Raw genomic sequence first — 16,628 nt, 5'->3', positions numbered from 1 at the left:
TGTCCGTTTTTGCGTATTCCCAGATGCTCGGCCAGGCGCCCGGAGCGTAGAGAACATCGTTGAAACTACTGTGCCAGAAGGGCGCAGGCTTGTTTCAGGGTGAGAAATTCGAAGACACTTCACAGTAACGCTGTTGGGCGTTTTTGCTGCCCTCGTCGCGGTTTCTGGCCGCGCGTTTGGTCCACTCGCGGCACTCCTCTCTGAAATTGACCTCTGCTGCCTTGCGACACTCGCGCCGTTCGAATGAGCGAATGGCAAAGTTTTCGCAGACACTGTCTCCGTCGATCGTGTTGCCGTAAACCCGCCACTGTGCGCGGTAGCGATTTCTGCCGTCCGCTTCGCGGATAGAGGCCGTCGCTACGCTGTACGGCTTGGACGAGCGCGTGGAAGTGCTTGAAGCATTGGCCTTGAAATCGGCCATGTAGTCGGCAGACACCATGCCTTTTGCCGGTTCACCCTGAGCGGGGCGAGGTGTCTGGCCGAATCGGCAGGTCGCCACTGCCTCATCGATGACGTTGCCGTTTTTCATGCAGTCATCCAGAGGCTTTACAGGGGCGGGTGGCGCTACAGTGGCGGCGATCGGCACAAGCTCCGCAGTTTTTCGAATGTGCGCGGGCGCAGTATCCGCGGCGACGACGGGTTGCGCCTCGACCTCGACTGCCTCGGTTTCAGGTATGGACTGCACAACAGGCGTTACTGCCAGCGCTTTGGGACCTCGCGCATGTGAGGCGACCAGCCCGGCCATGCAGGCTGCAGCAATAAGACACGCCAGCCACAAGCCGTAAGGACGTGAGCGGCGAGGCGCATCGACGCGCTTGCGGCGTGGATGCGAGCCCAGCACCACATCGACCTGACCGGGCACGAGGCGCTGAATGCGGATGACCCCGTCGTCCTCGGGTTGCTGTAGGGAATCCATTCCTGCTCCTGAGCAAGCGATGTTAGGCTGTGATATTACAATGATATCGGTCGCGGGGTAGAGTTTCTGCAACGCTTTGCTGCTATGTGCATCCGGCCTGGCGCGTTAAGGTTGAGCCCGTTTTTTTGACTGATGGATGGACCGCGAATGCACCAGCGTCTCGAACAGGTATTCGGCTACACACAGTTTCGGCCGGGGCAGGAGGCTGCGATCAGTGCAGTACTGGCCGGACGTTCGGCCGCGGCGATCTTTCCGACCGGTTCTGGCAAGTCGCTATGCTACCAATTGCCCGCCCTGATGTTGCCGCATTTGACGCTGGTGGTGTCGCCGTTGCTGGCGCTGATTCAGGATCAGCTTGCCTTCCTGCACCGCCACGGTATTTCGGCGGCGAGTATCGATTCGGCGCAGAGCCGCGACGAGATCGCCGACGTGATGGCGCGCGCACGCTCCGGCGAGCTGAAGATTCTGATGATCTCGGTCGAGCGCCTCAAGAACGAGCGTTTCCGCAATTTCATCGCGCAAGTGCCGATTTCCTTGCTGGTGGTCGACGAAGCGCACTGCATCTCGGAGTGGGGGCATAACTTCCGCCCCGACTACCTGAAGCTGCCGGACTACCAGCGCGAGTTCAACATTCCCCAGACATTGCTGCTGACCGCCACGGCGACCCCGCAAGTCATCATCGACATGCAGGACAAATTCGCCATCGCCCCCGAGGATGTCATCACCACCGGTTTCTACCGCGCCAACCTGCACCTCTGGGTCAAGCCGGTCAGTGGACGTGACAAGCGGCGCCTGCTGGTGGAGTGGCTCAACGAGCGTCGCGGGCAACCGACCATTGTTTACGTGACCCTGCAAAAGACCGCCGAACACATCGCCGCGCACCTGGAACAGAACGGCCTGCCCGCCAGCGCCTACCATGCCGGGCTGCCCAATGATCAGCGCGAATCGATCCAGAAGCAGTTCATGGGTGGTCGTCTGAACTGCATCGTGGCAACCATCGCGTTCGGGATGGGCATCGACAAAAGCGATATCCGCAACGTGGTGCATTTCGACCTGCCCAAATCCATCGAGAACTACAGTCAGGAAATCGGTCGGGCAGGGCGTGACGGTGCTTCTTCGGATTGTCTGGTGCTGGCCAATCGCGACAGTCTCAACGTGCTGGAGAACTTCGTGTATGGCGACACGCCTGAGCGCGAGGGGATTGCCCGTGTGCTGGAGGACCTGCTCGGGACGCGTCACGACGGGCAGTGGGAGTTTCTGTTGGGGCCGCTCGCCGACCTCAGCAACATTCGTCAATTACCGTTGAAGACCCTGCTGGTGCAACTGGAGCTGCGCGGGATCATTGCGCCGCGGTACGCGTATTTTGCCGAGTACCGTTTCAAGTTTCTGCTTCAGCCGCAAGACCTGATGGCGCGTTTCGAGGGGGAGCGACGCGAGTTCGTCCAGGCCTTGATCGACACCTCAAACCGGGCACGGACCTGGGCTACCGTCGATTTCGAGGCGATGTACCAGCGATACGGCGCCGAGCGTGGGCGGGTGGTCAAGGCGCTGGATTACTTTCAGGAAAAAGGCTGGATCGAGCTTGAAAGCAAACAGATGACCGAGGTTTACAGCCTGTTGCGCAGCGACTTTGATGCACAGGCCTTGAGCATCGAATTGCACGATTATTTCGCTCACCACGAAGCCAGCGAAGTTGCGCGTATTCACACCATGCTGGAAGTCTTCGCCAGTGACCGGTGCCTGACCCATCGGCTGGCGCTGTACTTTGGTGATCACAAGGCGCCTGAGCACTGCGGTCATTGCTCGGTCTGCCTTGGCGAAGTCGCCCGCTTGCCCGAACCACCCGCGCTGGAGCCCCTGGCAGGTCGTGACTATCAGCAGCTGTGCGGCGACTTTATCCACAAGCACCAGAACTACACTGGCCAACCACCCAGCGCCGACTGCCTGACGCGTTTTCTGTGCGGTATCAGCGTGCCCCTGTTCACCAAGCTCAAAGCCCGCGCCACCACCGGGTTTGCGGTGCTGGAGGATTACCCGTACGCACAGGTAAGGACGTGGGTGCAGGCAATGGCTGGCAACTGACTACGCGTACAAAGTGATCTGACCAAGAGGGCGATGCTCTGCATCCAGTCCTGAGCCTGCGTTGCGACAGACAAAATGAAAACCGGCCGCTCAAGAGCGGCCGGTTTTTATGCTTCAGCGACTGACGGTGGTATCAGTCACGATGACGGCGATTGCCGTGGTGCTTAGGGCGGTGGCCATGATCACGGCCACCACGATAACGACGATCGTCGCTGCGGCTTTCGTTGCCCATATAGTTACCCAGTGCGGCACCGCCGCCGCCACCTACCGCCGAGCCGACCAGGCTGCCGGTGCTGCCGCCGACGCTGCGACCCAGCACATTACCGCCCGCTGCGCCCAGACCGCCACCAATGGCTGCTTCTGTGCGGTTGCGACGATCTGCGCCTACAGCGCCACCGGCTGCGCCGCCGACACCCGCGCCAATTGCTGAACCAGTGCTGCCGCCGACCTGCTGACCGACGACCGAACCGAGTACCCCACCCAATGCTCCGCCTACGCCTGACTCAAGGTTGCCAGCAGATGCCGCACCGCTAAGCAGGGTAAGAGACAACAACAGTATCGAGGAATACTTCATGTATGGAATCTCATAGGGATGACGGCGCGATCTTGGTGTCAAGTGAAGAATGTAGCAATGCAATTCCGACGAGTAACACGATTGCCACGCAAACTGCTAAGTTCTTGTTTTGGCTAAGGAACTTAAGTCGGAAAAGAGAGTCTGAGGTTACTTGCAAAAGGCCCGTTTCCAGTGAAACGGGCCTTTTTTGTGGACGTCTTTCAGCGACGTCAGAGGATGCGTGCCGACTCTGCCGAGCGCTCGAGGCGGATCGCGACGAACTTCGATGTCGGTGTGCTGCTACCATCGCCCACGCTTTCCAGCGGCACCAGCGGGTTGACCTCTGGGTAGTAGGCGGCAGCCTGGCCAGCTGGAATATCGAAAGGCAGCAACGTGAAGCCTTTGACGCGACGCTCGCGGTTATCACTCCAGATCGAAGTCACGTCTGCCTTCTGCCCCGGCTGGAAGCCCAGGCGGATGATGTCGGCTTCGTTGACGAACAGCACGTCACGCTGACCCTTGACGCCGCGATAACGGTCATCCAGGCCATAGATGGTGGTGTTGTACTGATCGTGCGAGCGCATCGACTGCATGATCAGGTCCGGGATCTGCCCGGTTGAGGTCACGTGCTCATGGATCAGGCTCAACGGCAGCGCGTTGGACTTGAAGTTGGCGCGGGTCGACGCCGTGTTCCAGCGACGTGCGCCAGCAGCGTTGCCCAGGTAGAAGCCGCCCGGGTGCTTGACGCGCTCGTTGAAATCCTTGAAGCCGGGGATGGTGTCGGCGATCAGGTCACGAATACGGTTGTAATCTTCCACCAGCCACAACCAGTCCACAGGCGTCTTGCCCAGCGTTGCGTTGGCGATACCGGCGATGATCGCAGGCTCGGAACGCATTTGCTTCGAGGACGGCTTCAACTGGCCGTTGGAAGCGTGAACCATGCTGAACGAATCTTCCACGGTGACAGCTTGTGGGCCGTTGGCCTGGATGTCGATGTCGGTACGGCCGAAGCACGGCAGGATCAACGCGTCCTTGCCGTGGAACAGGTGGCTGCGGTTCAGCTTGGTGCTGATCTGTACGGTCAGGTCGCAATTGCTGAGGGCTTCGGCAGTGCGATGGCTGTCCGGGGTGGCCTGAGCGAAGTTGCCGCCCAGCGCGATGAACACCTTGGCGCGACCTTCGGCCATGGCGTGAATGGCTTCGACGACGTTGTGGCCATTGTCGCGGGGTACTTTGAACTGGAAACGTTTTTCCAGAGCATCGAGCAGGAACACCGGTGGGCGCTCGTTGATGCCCATGGTGCGGTCACCCTGCACGTTACTGTGACCGCGTACCGGGCACAGACCGGCACCCGGGCGACCGATGTTGCCGCGCAGCAGCATCAGGTTGGCGATTTCCTGGATGGTCGGCACCGAGTGGCGGTGCTGGGTGATACCCATCGCCCAGCACATGATCACGTTCTTGCCCTTGGCGTACATGCGTGCCGACTGTTCGATGTCGCTCAGCGGCAGGCCGGACTGCTCGACGATTGCGTCCCAGGACGTGTCATCGATAGCGGCCAGGTATTCGAGTACGCCTTCAGTGTGTTCGTTGAGGAACGCGTGATCGAACACAGAAGGTGCGTTGTTGGCCTGCGCCTCGCGCTCCCATTGCAGCAGGAACTTGGCCATGCCGCGCAACAGCGCCATGTCGCCACCCAGGGCAGGGCGGAAGTAGGCGGTGTTGGTCGGGCGGTCGCCGTTGGTGAGCATCTCGACCGGGTGTTGCGGGTGCTGGAAACGCTCCAGGCCACGCTCTTTGAGCGGGTTGACGCACACCACCTGGGCGCCGCGCTGGACCGCTTCACGCAAGGGCTCAAGCATGCGCGGGTGGTTGGTGCCGGGGTTCTGACCGAGGACGAAGATGGCATCGGCGTGTTCGAAATCCTCGAAGGTCACGGTGCCCTTGCCGACGCCGACGCTTTGCGACAGCGCTACGCCACTGGCCTCGTGGCACATGTTCGAGCAGTCCGGGAAGTTATTGGTGCCGTAGGCGCGCACGAACAGCTGATACAGGTATGCCGCTTCGTTGCTGGCGCGACCCGAGGTGTAGAACTCGGCCATGTTCGGGCTGGGCAGGTTCTTCAGGTGCTTGGCGATCAGCGCAAACGCGTTGTCCCAGCTGATCGGCTTGTAACGGTCGGTTTCCGCGTCGTAGCTCATCGGCTCGGTCAGACGGCCCTGATACTCGAGCCAGTAATCGCTCTGCTCCATCAACGAGCTGACGCTGTAGCGGGCAAAGAAGGCCGGGTCCACACGACGCTTGGTCGCTTCCCAGTTCACCGCCTTGGCGCCGTTCTCGCAGAACTTGACCATGCCGCTTTCCGGCGAGTCGCCCCACGCGCAGCCCGGGCAGTCGAAACCGCCGTTCTGGTTGGTCTTGAGCATCATGCGCAGGTTCTTCAGCGCGTTGTCACTGCCCAGCCAGTGTTGCGTCACGCTGATCAGTGCGCCCCACCCGCCTGCCGCACCTTTGTACGGCTTGTAGCGGGGGGTTGGTGTCTTGTCGGCTTGATGATGAGTGCTCACGCTTGAATCTCCATCGCAGGGCTATAGACCCGCGGCGCACTGTGCTGCGGCAGGTGAATTAAATTGAGGTTGTGACGGCGGGCCCATTGCAGGGCCAGGCCGGTGGGCGACGACAGGCTGACCAGCGTCTGGATGCCGGCGCGCAATACTTTCTGAATCAGTTCCAGGCTGCAGCGGCTGGTCACGATGGCCACGCCGCCTTCCAGGGGGATGTCCTGGCGGATCAACGCGCCGATCAGCTTGTCCAGCGCGTTGTGGCGGCCGATGTCTTCACGGCCCAGCAGCAACTGGCCGTTACCGTCCATGAAGACCGCCGCATGCACCGCGCCGCAATGGCGGCCAAGCGGCTGGAACTCGCCGATACGCTGACGCAGGCCCTCCAGCCATTCGATCGGGGGCAGGGGCGCGCCGGGCAGCGCCTTCAGGTCAGGCAATGCCTGCTCGACGGCTTCAACGCCACACAGTCCGCAACCGCTGGTGCCAGCCAGTTGCCGACGCTGCTGCTTGAGTTCCCAGAACGCGCGGCTGGCGATTTCGACCTCGGCCTGCATGGCCGAGCCGCAACCGCTGAGTTTGAAATCGTAGATTTCGTCGTGCGAGGCAATGATGCCGCTGCCCAGGCTGAAACCGACGATAAAGTCTTCCAGATCGGTCGGGCTGACCAGCATGACCGCCTGACTGATGCCGTTGTAGGCAATCGCCAGTGCCACTTCTTCGGCAAGTTCGTTGCGTGCAGAGGCCGTGCCCTCGAGATTCGAGTAGCTGTAAGACTGGCTTGCTTCGGGGGCTGGCGTAGTAAAAGACGCCGAGCTGACCTTGCGCGTAACGGGCATGGGCTGAAATACCGGCAGAATGACATCTGCAAGACTAGGCCCGTTATTGGAAATCGTCTAATCGCTAGTGCTGATGCCCCGATAGATGACGTCGATCAACGCCCTATCGAGGTATTTCTGCTACCAGCGCGAAACAGGCCTCGGCCAGTGCCGAGCGCGGCGCGCTGCGGCGCATGATCAACCCCAGCCGGGCCAAAGTGCGGGAATCGGCAATCGGGTGCAGGCGCAAATGTTCGGTGAGCGTTTCCAGGCCGCCATCCAGCGGCATGATCGCGCAGCAAAAACCGCCATGTACGGCTTGCAGCAACTGATGAACGGCATCGGTTTGTATCAGCGGATTGGGTTGCAGGCCGCGACTGTGAAAGTTGTGATCGATCGACTGCCGAAAATGCATGCCGCTGGTCAGCATGCCCAATGGCAGCTCGACCAGATCAGCCCAGCTTAGAGGTTCTTCACCAAACGAAAAGTGCCGGCGGTCGTACAGCAGGCCCATGCGCGTGTCGTCCAGGGGCAGCGAATCGAAACGCTCGTTGTCCAGTCGTTCCAGGTACGAGACGCCCAAATCGATACGATTGCTGGCCAGTTGTTCCAGCACTTGCTCGGAGCTGAGTGACGACAGCTCGAAGCGCAGATTGGGGTGCATCTGGTGCAGCCGGTGCAGCAATGGCAGCGGGTCGAAGCTCGACAGCGGCACCACCCCGAGGCGCAACGTCCCGACCAGATGACCGCGGCAGGCGGCCGCCTCTGCCTGCAGGCCGTCGTAGGCAGCCAGTACCGTGCGTGCCCAGGCCAATACGCGCTCGCCTGGCGCAGTGAAACCTTCAAAGCGCTGACCGCGATTGACCAGTGGCAAACCAAGCTCTTCTTCCAGATTGCGCAGGCGCATCGACAGCGTCGGCTGGGTGATGTTGCAGCGCGCAGCCGCCTGACCGAAGTGCCTCGTCTCGTCGAGGGCGATCAGAAATTTAAGTTGCTTGATGTCCATGTTCACTCCGATGAGCCGTCCAGACAGGCGATTCTACGCGTTCAGGCTGAACGATGGTCGAGCTACGTTGGTCGGAAGCCTGCAGCCCTCGATTTACAAGGGCTAAGCTAATCACGCGACTCCTCAAACCTACTCACGGATAACCTGAACATGAGTCTTATCAGTTTCATCAAGGAAGCAGGCGAGAAAATTCTGGATGCACTTCTGCCAGATAAAGCCAACGCCGATGAGGTGCTGAAAAAGCATATCTCCGAAGTCGGTCTGGGCAACCCCAATGTGCAGACCGAGGTTAACGGCAGTACGGTCATCGTCAAAGGCGAAGTCTCCAGCCAGGAAGAGCGGGAAAAGATCGTTCTGACCCTGGGCAATATTCATGGCGTGGAAAAAGTCGATGACCAGATGACCGTCGCAGGCGGCGCGGGTACGGAGTCCAAATACGTAGAAGTGAAGTCGGGCGACACCCTTAGCGCTATTTCCAAGCGCGTGTACGGCGATGCCAATCAGTACACCAAAATCTTTGAAGCCAACAAGCCGATGCTCAAGAGCGCGGACAAGATCTACCCAGGTCAGAAGCTGCGCATTCCAGAGTGATCTGAAGACGCTGCCCGCGCCTTATCGGGCGGGCACACGCCTTTGCCTACAATCCCTTGCTCAGTTCCCGATAGTCGTCCACGGCGGCGAACTCTTCGGTGTCCTTCGGGCCTTTCTGGCTGTTGGGCTGGCTGACCGCCAGCAAATGGGCGACGCCGAAGTGTCGAGCGCTGCGCAGGATCGGCAGGGTGTCGTCGATGAACAGACTGCGCGCCGGGTCGAACGCTGTTTCGGCCTTCAAGGCATCCCAGAAATGCTGGCTTTCCTTGGGAAAGCCGTAATCGTGAGAGCTGATCAGGCGTTCGAAATAAGGCGCCAGCTCGATTCGCTCCATCTTCAGCGACAACGAATCACGGTGCGCATTGGTGATCATGATCACCCGCTTGCCGGCTTTTTGCAGGGCCGCGAGAAAGGTCTCGGCGTCCGGGCGCAACGCGATCATGTGGGCGATTTCGCGTTTCAGGTCGCGGACCGACAGGTTAAGCTCGGCGCTCCAGAAATCCAGGCAGTACCAGTTGAGCGTGCCCGCGTTGTTTTCGAACAGCGGTTTCAATTCCAGCCAGGCCATGGCGAAACTGACGCCGTGCAGTTCGGCGTAGCGCTGCGGCAGGTGTTGCATCCAGAAGTGTTCGTCGTAATGCAGGTCGAGCAACGTGCCGTCCATATCCAGCAGGACGGTATCGATTTCGCTCCAGGGCATGGAAAGCATTCTGGCCTCGTCAGGGGGTTGTTAGCGGGTAAGCATATCCGACACAGAGATCGGGAAAAGCTCGGTATAGTACCTCGTTCATGTAAAGGAGCCTGTCATGCGTCAGAAACCTACTGTACTTGCCCGCGCAATCGTCGCCAGTAGTCGTCTGTTCCGCGTTGAAGAGCTGCAATTGCGCTTTGCCAATGGCGTCGAGCGGACCTACGAGCGTCTGGCCAGCAAAGGCACGGGCCCCGGGGCGGTGATGATTGTGGCCATGCTCGATGCCGATCACGCTGTGCTGATCGAAGAATATTGCGGCGGCACCGATGCCTACGAGCTGTCCCTGCCCAAGGGTCTGATCGAGCCGGGCGAAGACGTACTGGCGGCCGCCAACCGTGAACTCAAGGAAGAGGCCGGTTTCGGTGCCCGGGAGCTGGAATTGTTGACCGAGCTGTCGCTGTCCCCCGGCTACATGAGCCAGAAAATTCAGGTGGTCCTCGCTACCGACCTGTACGAAGAGCGGTTGGAAGGCGACGAGCCCGAGCCGATCCGGGTCGACCGGATCAACCTGCGCGAGCTGTCGAGTCTTGCTCAGAATGCGCAGTTCAGCGAGGGCCGGGCGCTTGCCGCGCTGTACCTCACACGTGACCTGCTGACCCAACGTGGATTGTTCCAGCCATGACCGATACGTTGCATAACCTGCCACATCCGCTGCTCGCGCCGGTGATTGAACTGACGCGACTGGCGGGCGAAGTGATCCTGCCGTTCTGGCGCGCCAACGTCACTGTGACCACCAAGACCGACGACTCGCCGGTGACCGCCGCTGATCTGGCCGCTCATCAAGTGTTGGTCGAGGGCCTGCAGGCGCTTGATCCGGACATTCACGTGCTCTCCGAAGAGGACGCAGATATCCCCCTCAGCGAGCGTGCAGGCTGGGAGCGCTGGTGGCTGGTCGATCCGCTGGACGGCACCAAGGAGTTCATCTCCGGCAGTGAAGAGTTCACCGTCAATGTCGCGCTGATCGAGCGTGGCCGAGTGGTATTCGGTGTGGTTTCGATGCCCACCAACAACCGCTGTTACTTCGGCGGTGCCGGGCTGGGCGCCTGGCGCAGCGATGGTGTCGGCCACATGCAGCCGATTGCAGTGCGCAACCAGCTTGGGGAAGGGCAGACCTTTACCGTGGTTGCCAGCCGCCGCCATTCCAGCCCGGAGCAGGAGCATTTGCTCGCGGGCCTGTCGAACGGGCTGGGTCATCTGCAACTGACCAACATCGGCAGCTCACTGAAATTCTGCCTGCTGGCCGAAGGTGCCGCCGACTGCTACCCGCGCCTGGCCCCGACCTCGCAATGGGACACCGCTGCGGCGCAGGGCGTGCTTGAAGGTGCAGGAGGCGAAGTGTTGCAACTGGACGGCCAGCCGTTCAGCTACCCGGCCCGCGAATCGCTGCTCAACCCGTTCTTCCTGGCCCTGCCAGCCAACGCCGAATGGCGCGACAAACTGCTGGTGCTGGCGCAGTCCTGAGGCCGGCTTCAAGGCTCCTGCCCGGCGGGCGTATGGGCGAACCGGGCGACGCTTCGTTTGTTCGCGAAAGGGCCGGTGCATCCACAGCCGATCCATTGCTTGGAACGACGCCTTCGCGAACAAGTTCGCTCCTACAAAAGCGCTGAGAACTTCGCTGATGCAAGGGTTGGGACATTCTTGTGGGAGCGAACCGGGCGACGCTTCGTTTGCTCGCGAAGGCGATGGTTAAGGCGATAGATTTTCGCCGATCATACGAGCAAGCTCGCTCCCACGGGTATTGCGTAGTGAATCGACTGCGGGCAGCCTCACCGGTGCAACACAAACTGCCCGACAAACCTCACGGCCTGTTCTTCGCTGTCCTGCGCGCTGATGCAGGTGTGCAGGGTCAGGCGGGCGCGGCCTCGGCGTTGGTAGGTGGCGATGAATTTGTCCCACTGCGTCAGCTCGGGCGCCTCGCAGCGGGCGATGGCGTCGCTGCGTACCGGCAGTGGATAACTGATCTGCCCATCCTGAATCACGATATGACCATCGGTGATCCCCGCTTCGCGCAGCCGCAGGTGCAGCCAGCCCCAGCCCGCTAGTACTGCGCCGCAATACAGGCTGCCGCCGAACAGCGTGCTCTTGTGGTTGACGTTGGGTGCCAGCGGCAGGTGCAGGCGCAGTGTCTGGTCGTGCCAGTCGATCACGCGCATGCCCATCTCGCGGGTCAGCGGAATGTCGTGGTGCAGCACCTGCTCCAGCGCGTGGGCGGCGTCATGTCCAGGCTCAATCGGTGTCATCGGAGGCTCCGCTGCTGTCGCCAAACGTCAGGCCGTGCTTGCGCAGTTTGTCGTGCAGGGTCTTGCGTGGCACACCCAGCGCTTCCGCCAGGCTGCGCACCGAACTGTGCGGGCGCGCCAGTTCGGCGGCGATCAACGCGCGCTCGAAGCTTTCCACCTGATCGCTCAGCCCGCCGCCCGGCGGTGGCGCCTGTTCTGCATCAGCGCCTTCCAGCTCCAGCTCCAGACCCAGCGCGAAACGCTCGGCGGCGTTTTGCAGTTCCCTGACGTTGCCCGGCCAGTTATGCCGCAACAGCAGCGCGCGCTGGCCGGGCTTGAGTTCGTGTTTGGGGATGCCGTGGCGCATGCTCGCGGCATCGGCGTAGTGCTCGAACAGCATCAGCGCGTCTTCACCCCGTTCGCGCAGCGGCGGGATGCGCAGCGAGGCCACGTTCAGGCGGTAATACAAGTCCGCCCGGAAGCGACCTTGGTCGGCCGCGTGACGCAGGTCTTCCTTGGTCGCGGCGATGATGCGGATGTCCAGCGGGATCTGCTGATTGCTGCCCATTCGCTCGACCACGCGCTCCTGCAGCAGGCGCAGCAGCTTGACCTGCACGTCCAGGCTCATGCTTTCGATTTCATCGAGGAACAGCGTGCCGCCGTTGGCAAATTCGAACTTGCCGATACGCCGCTTCTGCGCGCCGGTGAAGGCCCCGGGCTCGTGACCGAACAGCTCGCTTTCCACCACCGATTCAGCCAGCGCGCCGGCGTTGATCGCCACGAACGGGCCGCTGCGGCGGTTGGACAGGTCATGCAGCGCGCGGGCGACCACTTCTTTGCCTGCGCCGGTTTCGCCGAGGATCAGCACGTCGGCACGGGTCCCGGCCAATGCCCCGATTTGTTCGCGCAGACGCAGAATCGGCGGCGATTGCCCGATCAGGCGCGTGCTCAGTTGCTGGCGATCACTCAGGGCCAGGCGCAGGCTGCGGTTATCCAGAACCAGACGGCGCAGGGCCAGGGCACGGCGCACGCTGTCGAGCATGGCGTCGCTGGCGAAGGGTTTTTCCAGAAAGTCGTAGGCCCCGGCGCGCATGGCTTTCACCGCCAGCGGTACATCGCCATGCCCGGTGATCAGCAGCACCGGCAGGTCGGGGTCCTGCGCGTGAAGCTGGTCGAGCAGTTCCAGGCCGTCCATGCCCTGCATGCGAATATCACTGACCACCACGCCCGGCCAGTCGAGGCCGATGCGTTCGGCCAGCCCGGTTGCCTCGGACAGCGACAGAACGTTCAGGCCTGCCAGGTCCAGCGTCTGGCGCAGTGCCTGACGCAGGTGCGAATCGTCGTCGATCAGCACCACCTGAATCTGGCTGTCGATGGCTGTGTCCGAACTCATGCAGAAAGGTCCTCTGGCGGTTGAAGATTGGCTCCGGAAGCACCGGCACGCAGGCGCAGGGTCAGCAGCGCACCGCCGCTGGGATGGTTGGCGAACAGCAACTCGCCGCCCAGCGCGCGCATCAGCGTATCGCAGATGGCCAGACCGAGGCCAAGGCCCTGGGTGCGGGTCTTGGTCGTGAAGAAGGGCTCGCGGGCCCGCGCCAGTGCTTCCTGGGAAAAGCCGGGGCCGTTGTCACGAATGTACAGGTTAACGCCCTCGGCGGTTTGCTCGACACTTATCCACAGCCTGCGCGGCGGGCCTTTTTCAGTGAGGGCGTCCAGCGCGTTGGCGATCAGATTACCGAGCACCTGACGCAGACGGGTTTCACCGGCCTGCACCCAGATCGTGGCGTCCGGCAGGTCACGGATCAGTTCGACTTCCATGGCGCGCCGCCGCTTGGCCAGCAACGCCAGCGCATCTTCCAGCGCCGGTTGCAGTGCCACGCTTTCAGGGGCGTGGCGGTCGCGGCGGGCGAACGCGCGCAAGTGCGCGATGATCGAGGCCATGCGCCCGGTCAGTTCGCTGATCAGCTTGAGGTTGCCGCGTGCGTCCTCGGTGCGCTGATGATCGAGCAGTACTTCGGCGTTTTCGGCGTAACTGCGGATGGCGGCCAACGGCTGATTCAGCTCATGGCTGATGCTTGCCGACATGGTGCCCAGCGCTGTCAGTTTGCTGGTCTGCACCAGTTCGTCCTGAGCCTGCACCAGTTCCTGTTGCGCCTGTTCGCGCTCCAGCACTTCCTGACGCAGACGGCTGTTGAGCCCCTCCAGGTCGCTGGTGCGTTCGATAACCCGCATCTCCAGTTCGCGACGCGCCTTGGCCTCGAAAGCGATACGGTCCAGGTAATGGCGACGCCGCTGCATCATCAGCCCGAGCAACAACATCAGCACCAGCAGCGCTGCGCCGCCAATCGCTACCACCGTGCGCACCTGACGGTCGACAAGGGCGCGAGGCGCGAGGATGTTGACGTTCCAGCCGGTCTCCTCGATGGCCTGGGTCTGGGTCAGCCAGGCGTGCTCATCGATTCTCAACGGGCGCGGATCGCGGGTCGGGTAGGACTGGATCGCGACGATGGCTTTTTTCTCGTCATCGGTCAGGTCGCGGGTCGCCCGAAAACGCCACTCGGGGTTGGAAGTCAGAATCACCACGCCGTTCTGGTCGGTCAGCAGCAGTTGCTCGGGCGTCTTGCCCCACAGGGTTTCGGTGTGGTCCAGATCGACCTTGACCACCAGCACGCCGATGATCCGCTCACCGTCACGCACCGGGCCGGCGAAAAAGTAACCCCGCTTGGCAGATGTCGTGCCGAGGCCGAAGAACCGCCCGGTTCTGCCTGCCCGTGCATCAATGAAATAAGGCCTGAAAGAGAAGTTTCGGCCAATGAAGCTGTCCTTTTGATCAGCGTTGGAGGCCGCCAGGGTCAGGCCGTTTGCGTCCATCAGGTACATGACATCGGCACCGGTCTGGTGTGTGATTTCGCTGAGCAGACGGTTGGCGTTTATCAGGGTGGGGGTGTCGCCGGGTGCCGCCAGTGCGGCGCGCAAGGCCGGCAGGTCGCCGAGGATCTGCGGCAGGGTTTCGTAACGGTGCAGGGTGCCGAGCAGGTTGGCGACGTACAGGTCCAGGGTCTGACGGTTCTGATTGGCCAGTACGTTGCGGTAATAACGTTCGGCCAGATGCTCCAGCGGCCACAGCAGCGGCGCCAGGCAGAGTGCCAGAAGGGCGAGGCTGCGCCAGCGAGGGCGGGGCGGCAGAGCGGGAGTCATGGTCATCGATTGGCCGTCGCCGAAGGGTTGACGATGCCTGCTGACGATTACGCCGCGGCAGGCAACAGAAACACCCGGTCGATCCTGACGTGGGCATCAGGCGCGTATTATGCCCGCCACCGGCTTGTCAGGCACCCGGACATTGCGCCGGGTGGCCTTGGGTCGCGGGTTCAGGGAAACAGGTCGGCTTCTTTCAGGCGCTTGCCTTGCTGGTCCTTGGCCGACAGGCTGGGTTGGCCGTCGAACTGCCAGTCGATGGCCAGATCCGGATCGTCCCAGGCTATACAGCGCTCGGCCGACGGTGTGTAGTAGTCAGTGGTCTTGTACAGGAACTCGGCGTGTTCGCTGAGCACCACGAAACCATGTGCAAAGCCTTCCGGAACCCACAGCTGCCGGGCATTTTCAGCGGACAGCTCGACGCCGACCCACTGGCCGAAGGTCGGCGAGCTGCGGCGAATGTCCACCGCCACATCCAGCACCTTGCCGAACGTGACGCGCACCAGTTTGCCCTGGGCATTTTCGATCTGATAGTGCAGCCCGCGCAGGACGCCGCGCTGCGAACGCGAGTGGTTGTCCTGCACGAAATCACGGGTCAGGCCGGTGGCGGCCTGAAAAGCCTTGGCGTTGAAGCTTTCATAGAAAAAGCCTCGTTCATCACCGAATACCTTGGGTTCGAGAATCAGGACTTCCGGCAATTTTGTTGCGACTACGTTCACGTGGCTTCCCCTGCAATATTCAAAAAATTGTGGCGACTCGACAGTCTGCCCTGAGGCGCGCCTGCCGAGAAGGGTATTGATCAGGCAATCAGGTCTTTAGGGTCGGTAAAGCCCAGCCGTTCGCCCTGATAACTGCCGTCCTGAACCCTGCGGCACCAGTCCAGGTTATCCAGATACCACTGCACTGTCTTGCGCAGCCCGGACTCGAAGGTCTCTGCGGGCGTCCAGCCGTGCGCCTTGTCGATCTTGCCGGCATCGATGGCATAACGCTGGTCGTGGCCCGGACGGTCGACCACATAGGTGATCAGGTCGCTGTACTGCGCGACGCCTGCCGGGTGCTGCGGAGCGAGCTCATCGAGCAGCGCGCAGATACCGCGCACGACGTCGATGTTTTTCTGCTCGTTATGGCCACCGATGTTGTAGGTCTCGCCGACTTCACCTTCGGTCACCACCTTGAGCAGCGCCCGTGCGTGATCCTCGACGTACAGCCAGTCGCGCACCTGCAGGCCATTGCCATACACCGGCAGTGGCTTGCCCGCCAGGGCGTTGAGAATCACCAGCGGGATGAGCTTTTCCGGGAAGTGGAACGGCCCGTAGTTGTTTGAGCAGTTGGTCACCACCACCGGCAGGCCATAGGTGCGGTGCCAGGCGCGCACCAGGTGGTCGGACGCAGCCTTGCTCGCCGAGTAGGGTGAGCTGGGCGCATACGGTGTGGTTTCGGTGAACAGATCATCGACACCGTGCAGGTCGCCATACACCTCATCAGTGGAAATATGATGGAAGCGAAACGCCTGGCGCTCCGCGTCCGGCAGTTTCAGCCACCAGGCGCGCGTGGCTTCCAGCAGGCTGTAAGTACCGACGATGTTGGTCTGGATGAACTCGGCCGGGCCATCGATGGAGCGGTCGACGTGGGATTCAGCCGCCAGGTGCATGATCGCCTGCGGCGCAAAGCGCTCCAGTACCGCGCTGACACTGGCTTGGTCGCAGATATCCGCCTGCACGAACTCATAGCGCGTGTCGGTCGCAATCGACTGCAGCGATTCAAGGTTGCCCGCGTAGGTCAATTTGTCGAAGTTCAGCACTTCGTGTTCGGTGTTGTTTATCAGGTGGCGGATCAGTGCAGAACCGATGAAGCCTGCGCCCCCGGTGACGAGTATTCGCATGAACTGACCTTCTTGTGTGTTCTGGAGTAACGCAGCATAGCGCTTGAGCGCGTA

Annotated in this window: 15 protein-coding genes; 4 read left to right on the top strand and 11 right to left on the bottom strand. The window is 61.6% G+C overall.

The window, feature by feature from the left end; translation table 11 throughout:
* Window positions 1–94: 94 nt before the first annotated feature.
* On the bottom strand, window positions 95–916 hold the full coding sequence (locus BLR20_RS24150; protein WP_054993185.1) for a hypothetical protein: 822 nt from the start codon (window positions 914–916) through the stop codon (window positions 95–97).
* Window positions 917–1,063: 147 nt separating this feature from the next.
* Here BLR20_RS24150 and BLR20_RS24145 point away from each other — a divergent pair, with 147 nt between their 5' ends.
* Complete coding sequence (locus tag BLR20_RS24145; RefSeq protein WP_054993184.1) at window positions 1,064–2,998, top strand: RecQ family ATP-dependent DNA helicase; 1,935 nt, start codon at window positions 1,064–1,066, stop codon at window positions 2,996–2,998.
* Between the two features lie 133 nt (window positions 2,999–3,131).
* On the opposite strand, the gene BLR20_RS24140 is transcribed toward BLR20_RS24145, so the two are convergent.
* The 4 genes from BLR20_RS24140 to BLR20_RS24125 form a co-directional block, all read right to left on the bottom strand.
* Window positions 3,132–3,572 carry a glycine zipper domain-containing protein gene (locus BLR20_RS24140; protein ID WP_054993183.1) on the bottom strand — a complete coding sequence of 147 codons (441 nt, stop codon included), beginning with the start codon at window positions 3,570–3,572 and terminating at the stop codon, window positions 3,132–3,134.
* A 209-nt stretch (window positions 3,573–3,781) separates the two neighbouring features.
* Window positions 3,782–6,118, bottom strand: a complete 2,337-nt coding sequence (locus BLR20_RS24135; RefSeq protein WP_054993182.1) for an FdhF/YdeP family oxidoreductase — start codon at window positions 6,116–6,118, stop codon at window positions 3,782–3,784.
* Window positions 6,115–6,951: a formate dehydrogenase accessory sulfurtransferase FdhD gene (gene fdhD, locus BLR20_RS24130; RefSeq protein WP_054993181.1), complete on the bottom strand. Its 837-nt coding sequence runs from the start codon at window positions 6,949–6,951 to the stop codon at window positions 6,115–6,117. Before fdhD ends, BLR20_RS24135 begins: the two co-directional genes overlap by 4 nt.
* Before the next feature lie 103 nt (window positions 6,952–7,054).
* A complete protein-coding gene (locus BLR20_RS24125) occupies window positions 7,055–7,936 on the bottom strand; it encodes a LysR family transcriptional regulator (RefSeq protein WP_032613139.1) in 882 nt (293 codons plus the stop codon).
* Between the two features lie 150 nt (window positions 7,937–8,086).
* On the opposite strand from BLR20_RS24125, the gene lysM reads away from it, so the two are divergent.
* Window positions 8,087–8,527, top strand: a complete 441-nt coding sequence (gene lysM, locus BLR20_RS24120) for a peptidoglycan-binding protein LysM (protein ID WP_010431751.1) — start codon at window positions 8,087–8,089, stop codon at window positions 8,525–8,527.
* Window positions 8,528–8,573: 46 nt separating this feature from the next.
* Here the strand turns inward: lysM and yrfG are convergent, their stop codons facing one another.
* Window positions 8,574–9,236, bottom strand: coding sequence for a GMP/IMP nucleotidase (gene yrfG / locus BLR20_RS24115; RefSeq protein ID WP_003343604.1), 663 nt, complete (start codon window positions 9,234–9,236; stop codon window positions 8,574–8,576).
* Between the two features lie 97 nt (window positions 9,237–9,333).
* On the opposite strand from yrfG, the gene nudE reads away from it, so the two are divergent.
* Window positions 9,334–9,900, top strand: a complete 567-nt coding sequence (gene nudE, locus BLR20_RS24110) for an ADP compounds hydrolase NudE (protein WP_003372295.1) — start codon at window positions 9,334–9,336, stop codon at window positions 9,898–9,900.
* Window positions 9,897–10,739, top strand: a complete 843-nt coding sequence (gene cysQ / locus BLR20_RS24105) for a 3'(2'),5'-bisphosphate nucleotidase CysQ (RefSeq protein WP_010431749.1) — start codon at window positions 9,897–9,899, stop codon at window positions 10,737–10,739. The genes nudE and cysQ overlap by 4 nt, the downstream gene beginning before the upstream one ends.
* A gap of 305 nt (window positions 10,740–11,044) precedes the next feature.
* On the opposite strand, the gene BLR20_RS24100 is transcribed toward cysQ, so the two are convergent.
* The 5 genes from BLR20_RS24100 to rfbB form a co-directional block, all read right to left on the bottom strand.
* The gene (locus BLR20_RS24100; RefSeq protein ID WP_054993180.1) at window positions 11,045–11,518 is read right to left on the bottom strand and encodes a YiiD C-terminal domain-containing protein; all 474 of its coding nucleotides are present in this window, start codon (window positions 11,516–11,518) and stop codon (window positions 11,045–11,047) included.
* Window positions 11,505–12,890, bottom strand: a complete 1,386-nt coding sequence (locus BLR20_RS24095; protein WP_054993179.1) for a sigma-54-dependent transcriptional regulator — start codon at window positions 12,888–12,890, stop codon at window positions 11,505–11,507. Before BLR20_RS24095 ends, BLR20_RS24100 begins: the two co-directional genes overlap by 14 nt.
* Window positions 12,887–14,695, bottom strand: coding sequence for a sensor histidine kinase (locus tag BLR20_RS24090; protein WP_033832452.1), 1,809 nt, complete (start codon window positions 14,693–14,695; stop codon window positions 12,887–12,889). Before BLR20_RS24090 ends, BLR20_RS24095 begins: the two co-directional genes overlap by 4 nt.
* A 170-nt stretch (window positions 14,696–14,865) precedes the next feature.
* Window positions 14,866–15,411 (bottom strand): dTDP-4-dehydrorhamnose 3,5-epimerase, encoded by a 546-nt coding sequence (gene rfbC, locus BLR20_RS24085; protein ID WP_054993178.1) that lies wholly within the window; start codon window positions 15,409–15,411, stop codon window positions 14,866–14,868.
* Window positions 15,412–15,491: 80 nt separating this feature from the next.
* On the bottom strand, window positions 15,492–16,574 hold the full coding sequence (gene rfbB / locus BLR20_RS24080) for a dTDP-glucose 4,6-dehydratase (protein WP_054993177.1): 1,083 nt from the start codon (window positions 16,572–16,574) through the stop codon (window positions 15,492–15,494).
* Window positions 16,575–16,628 lie beyond the last annotated feature (54 nt).

Source organism: Pseudomonas congelans (assembly GCF_900103225.1).
GTDB lineage: Bacteria > Pseudomonadota > Gammaproteobacteria > Pseudomonadales > Pseudomonadaceae > Aquipseudomonas > Aquipseudomonas congelans.
The sequence above is the reverse complement of the archived record's forward strand: the minus strand, read 5'-3'. Positions and strand labels throughout refer to the sequence as shown.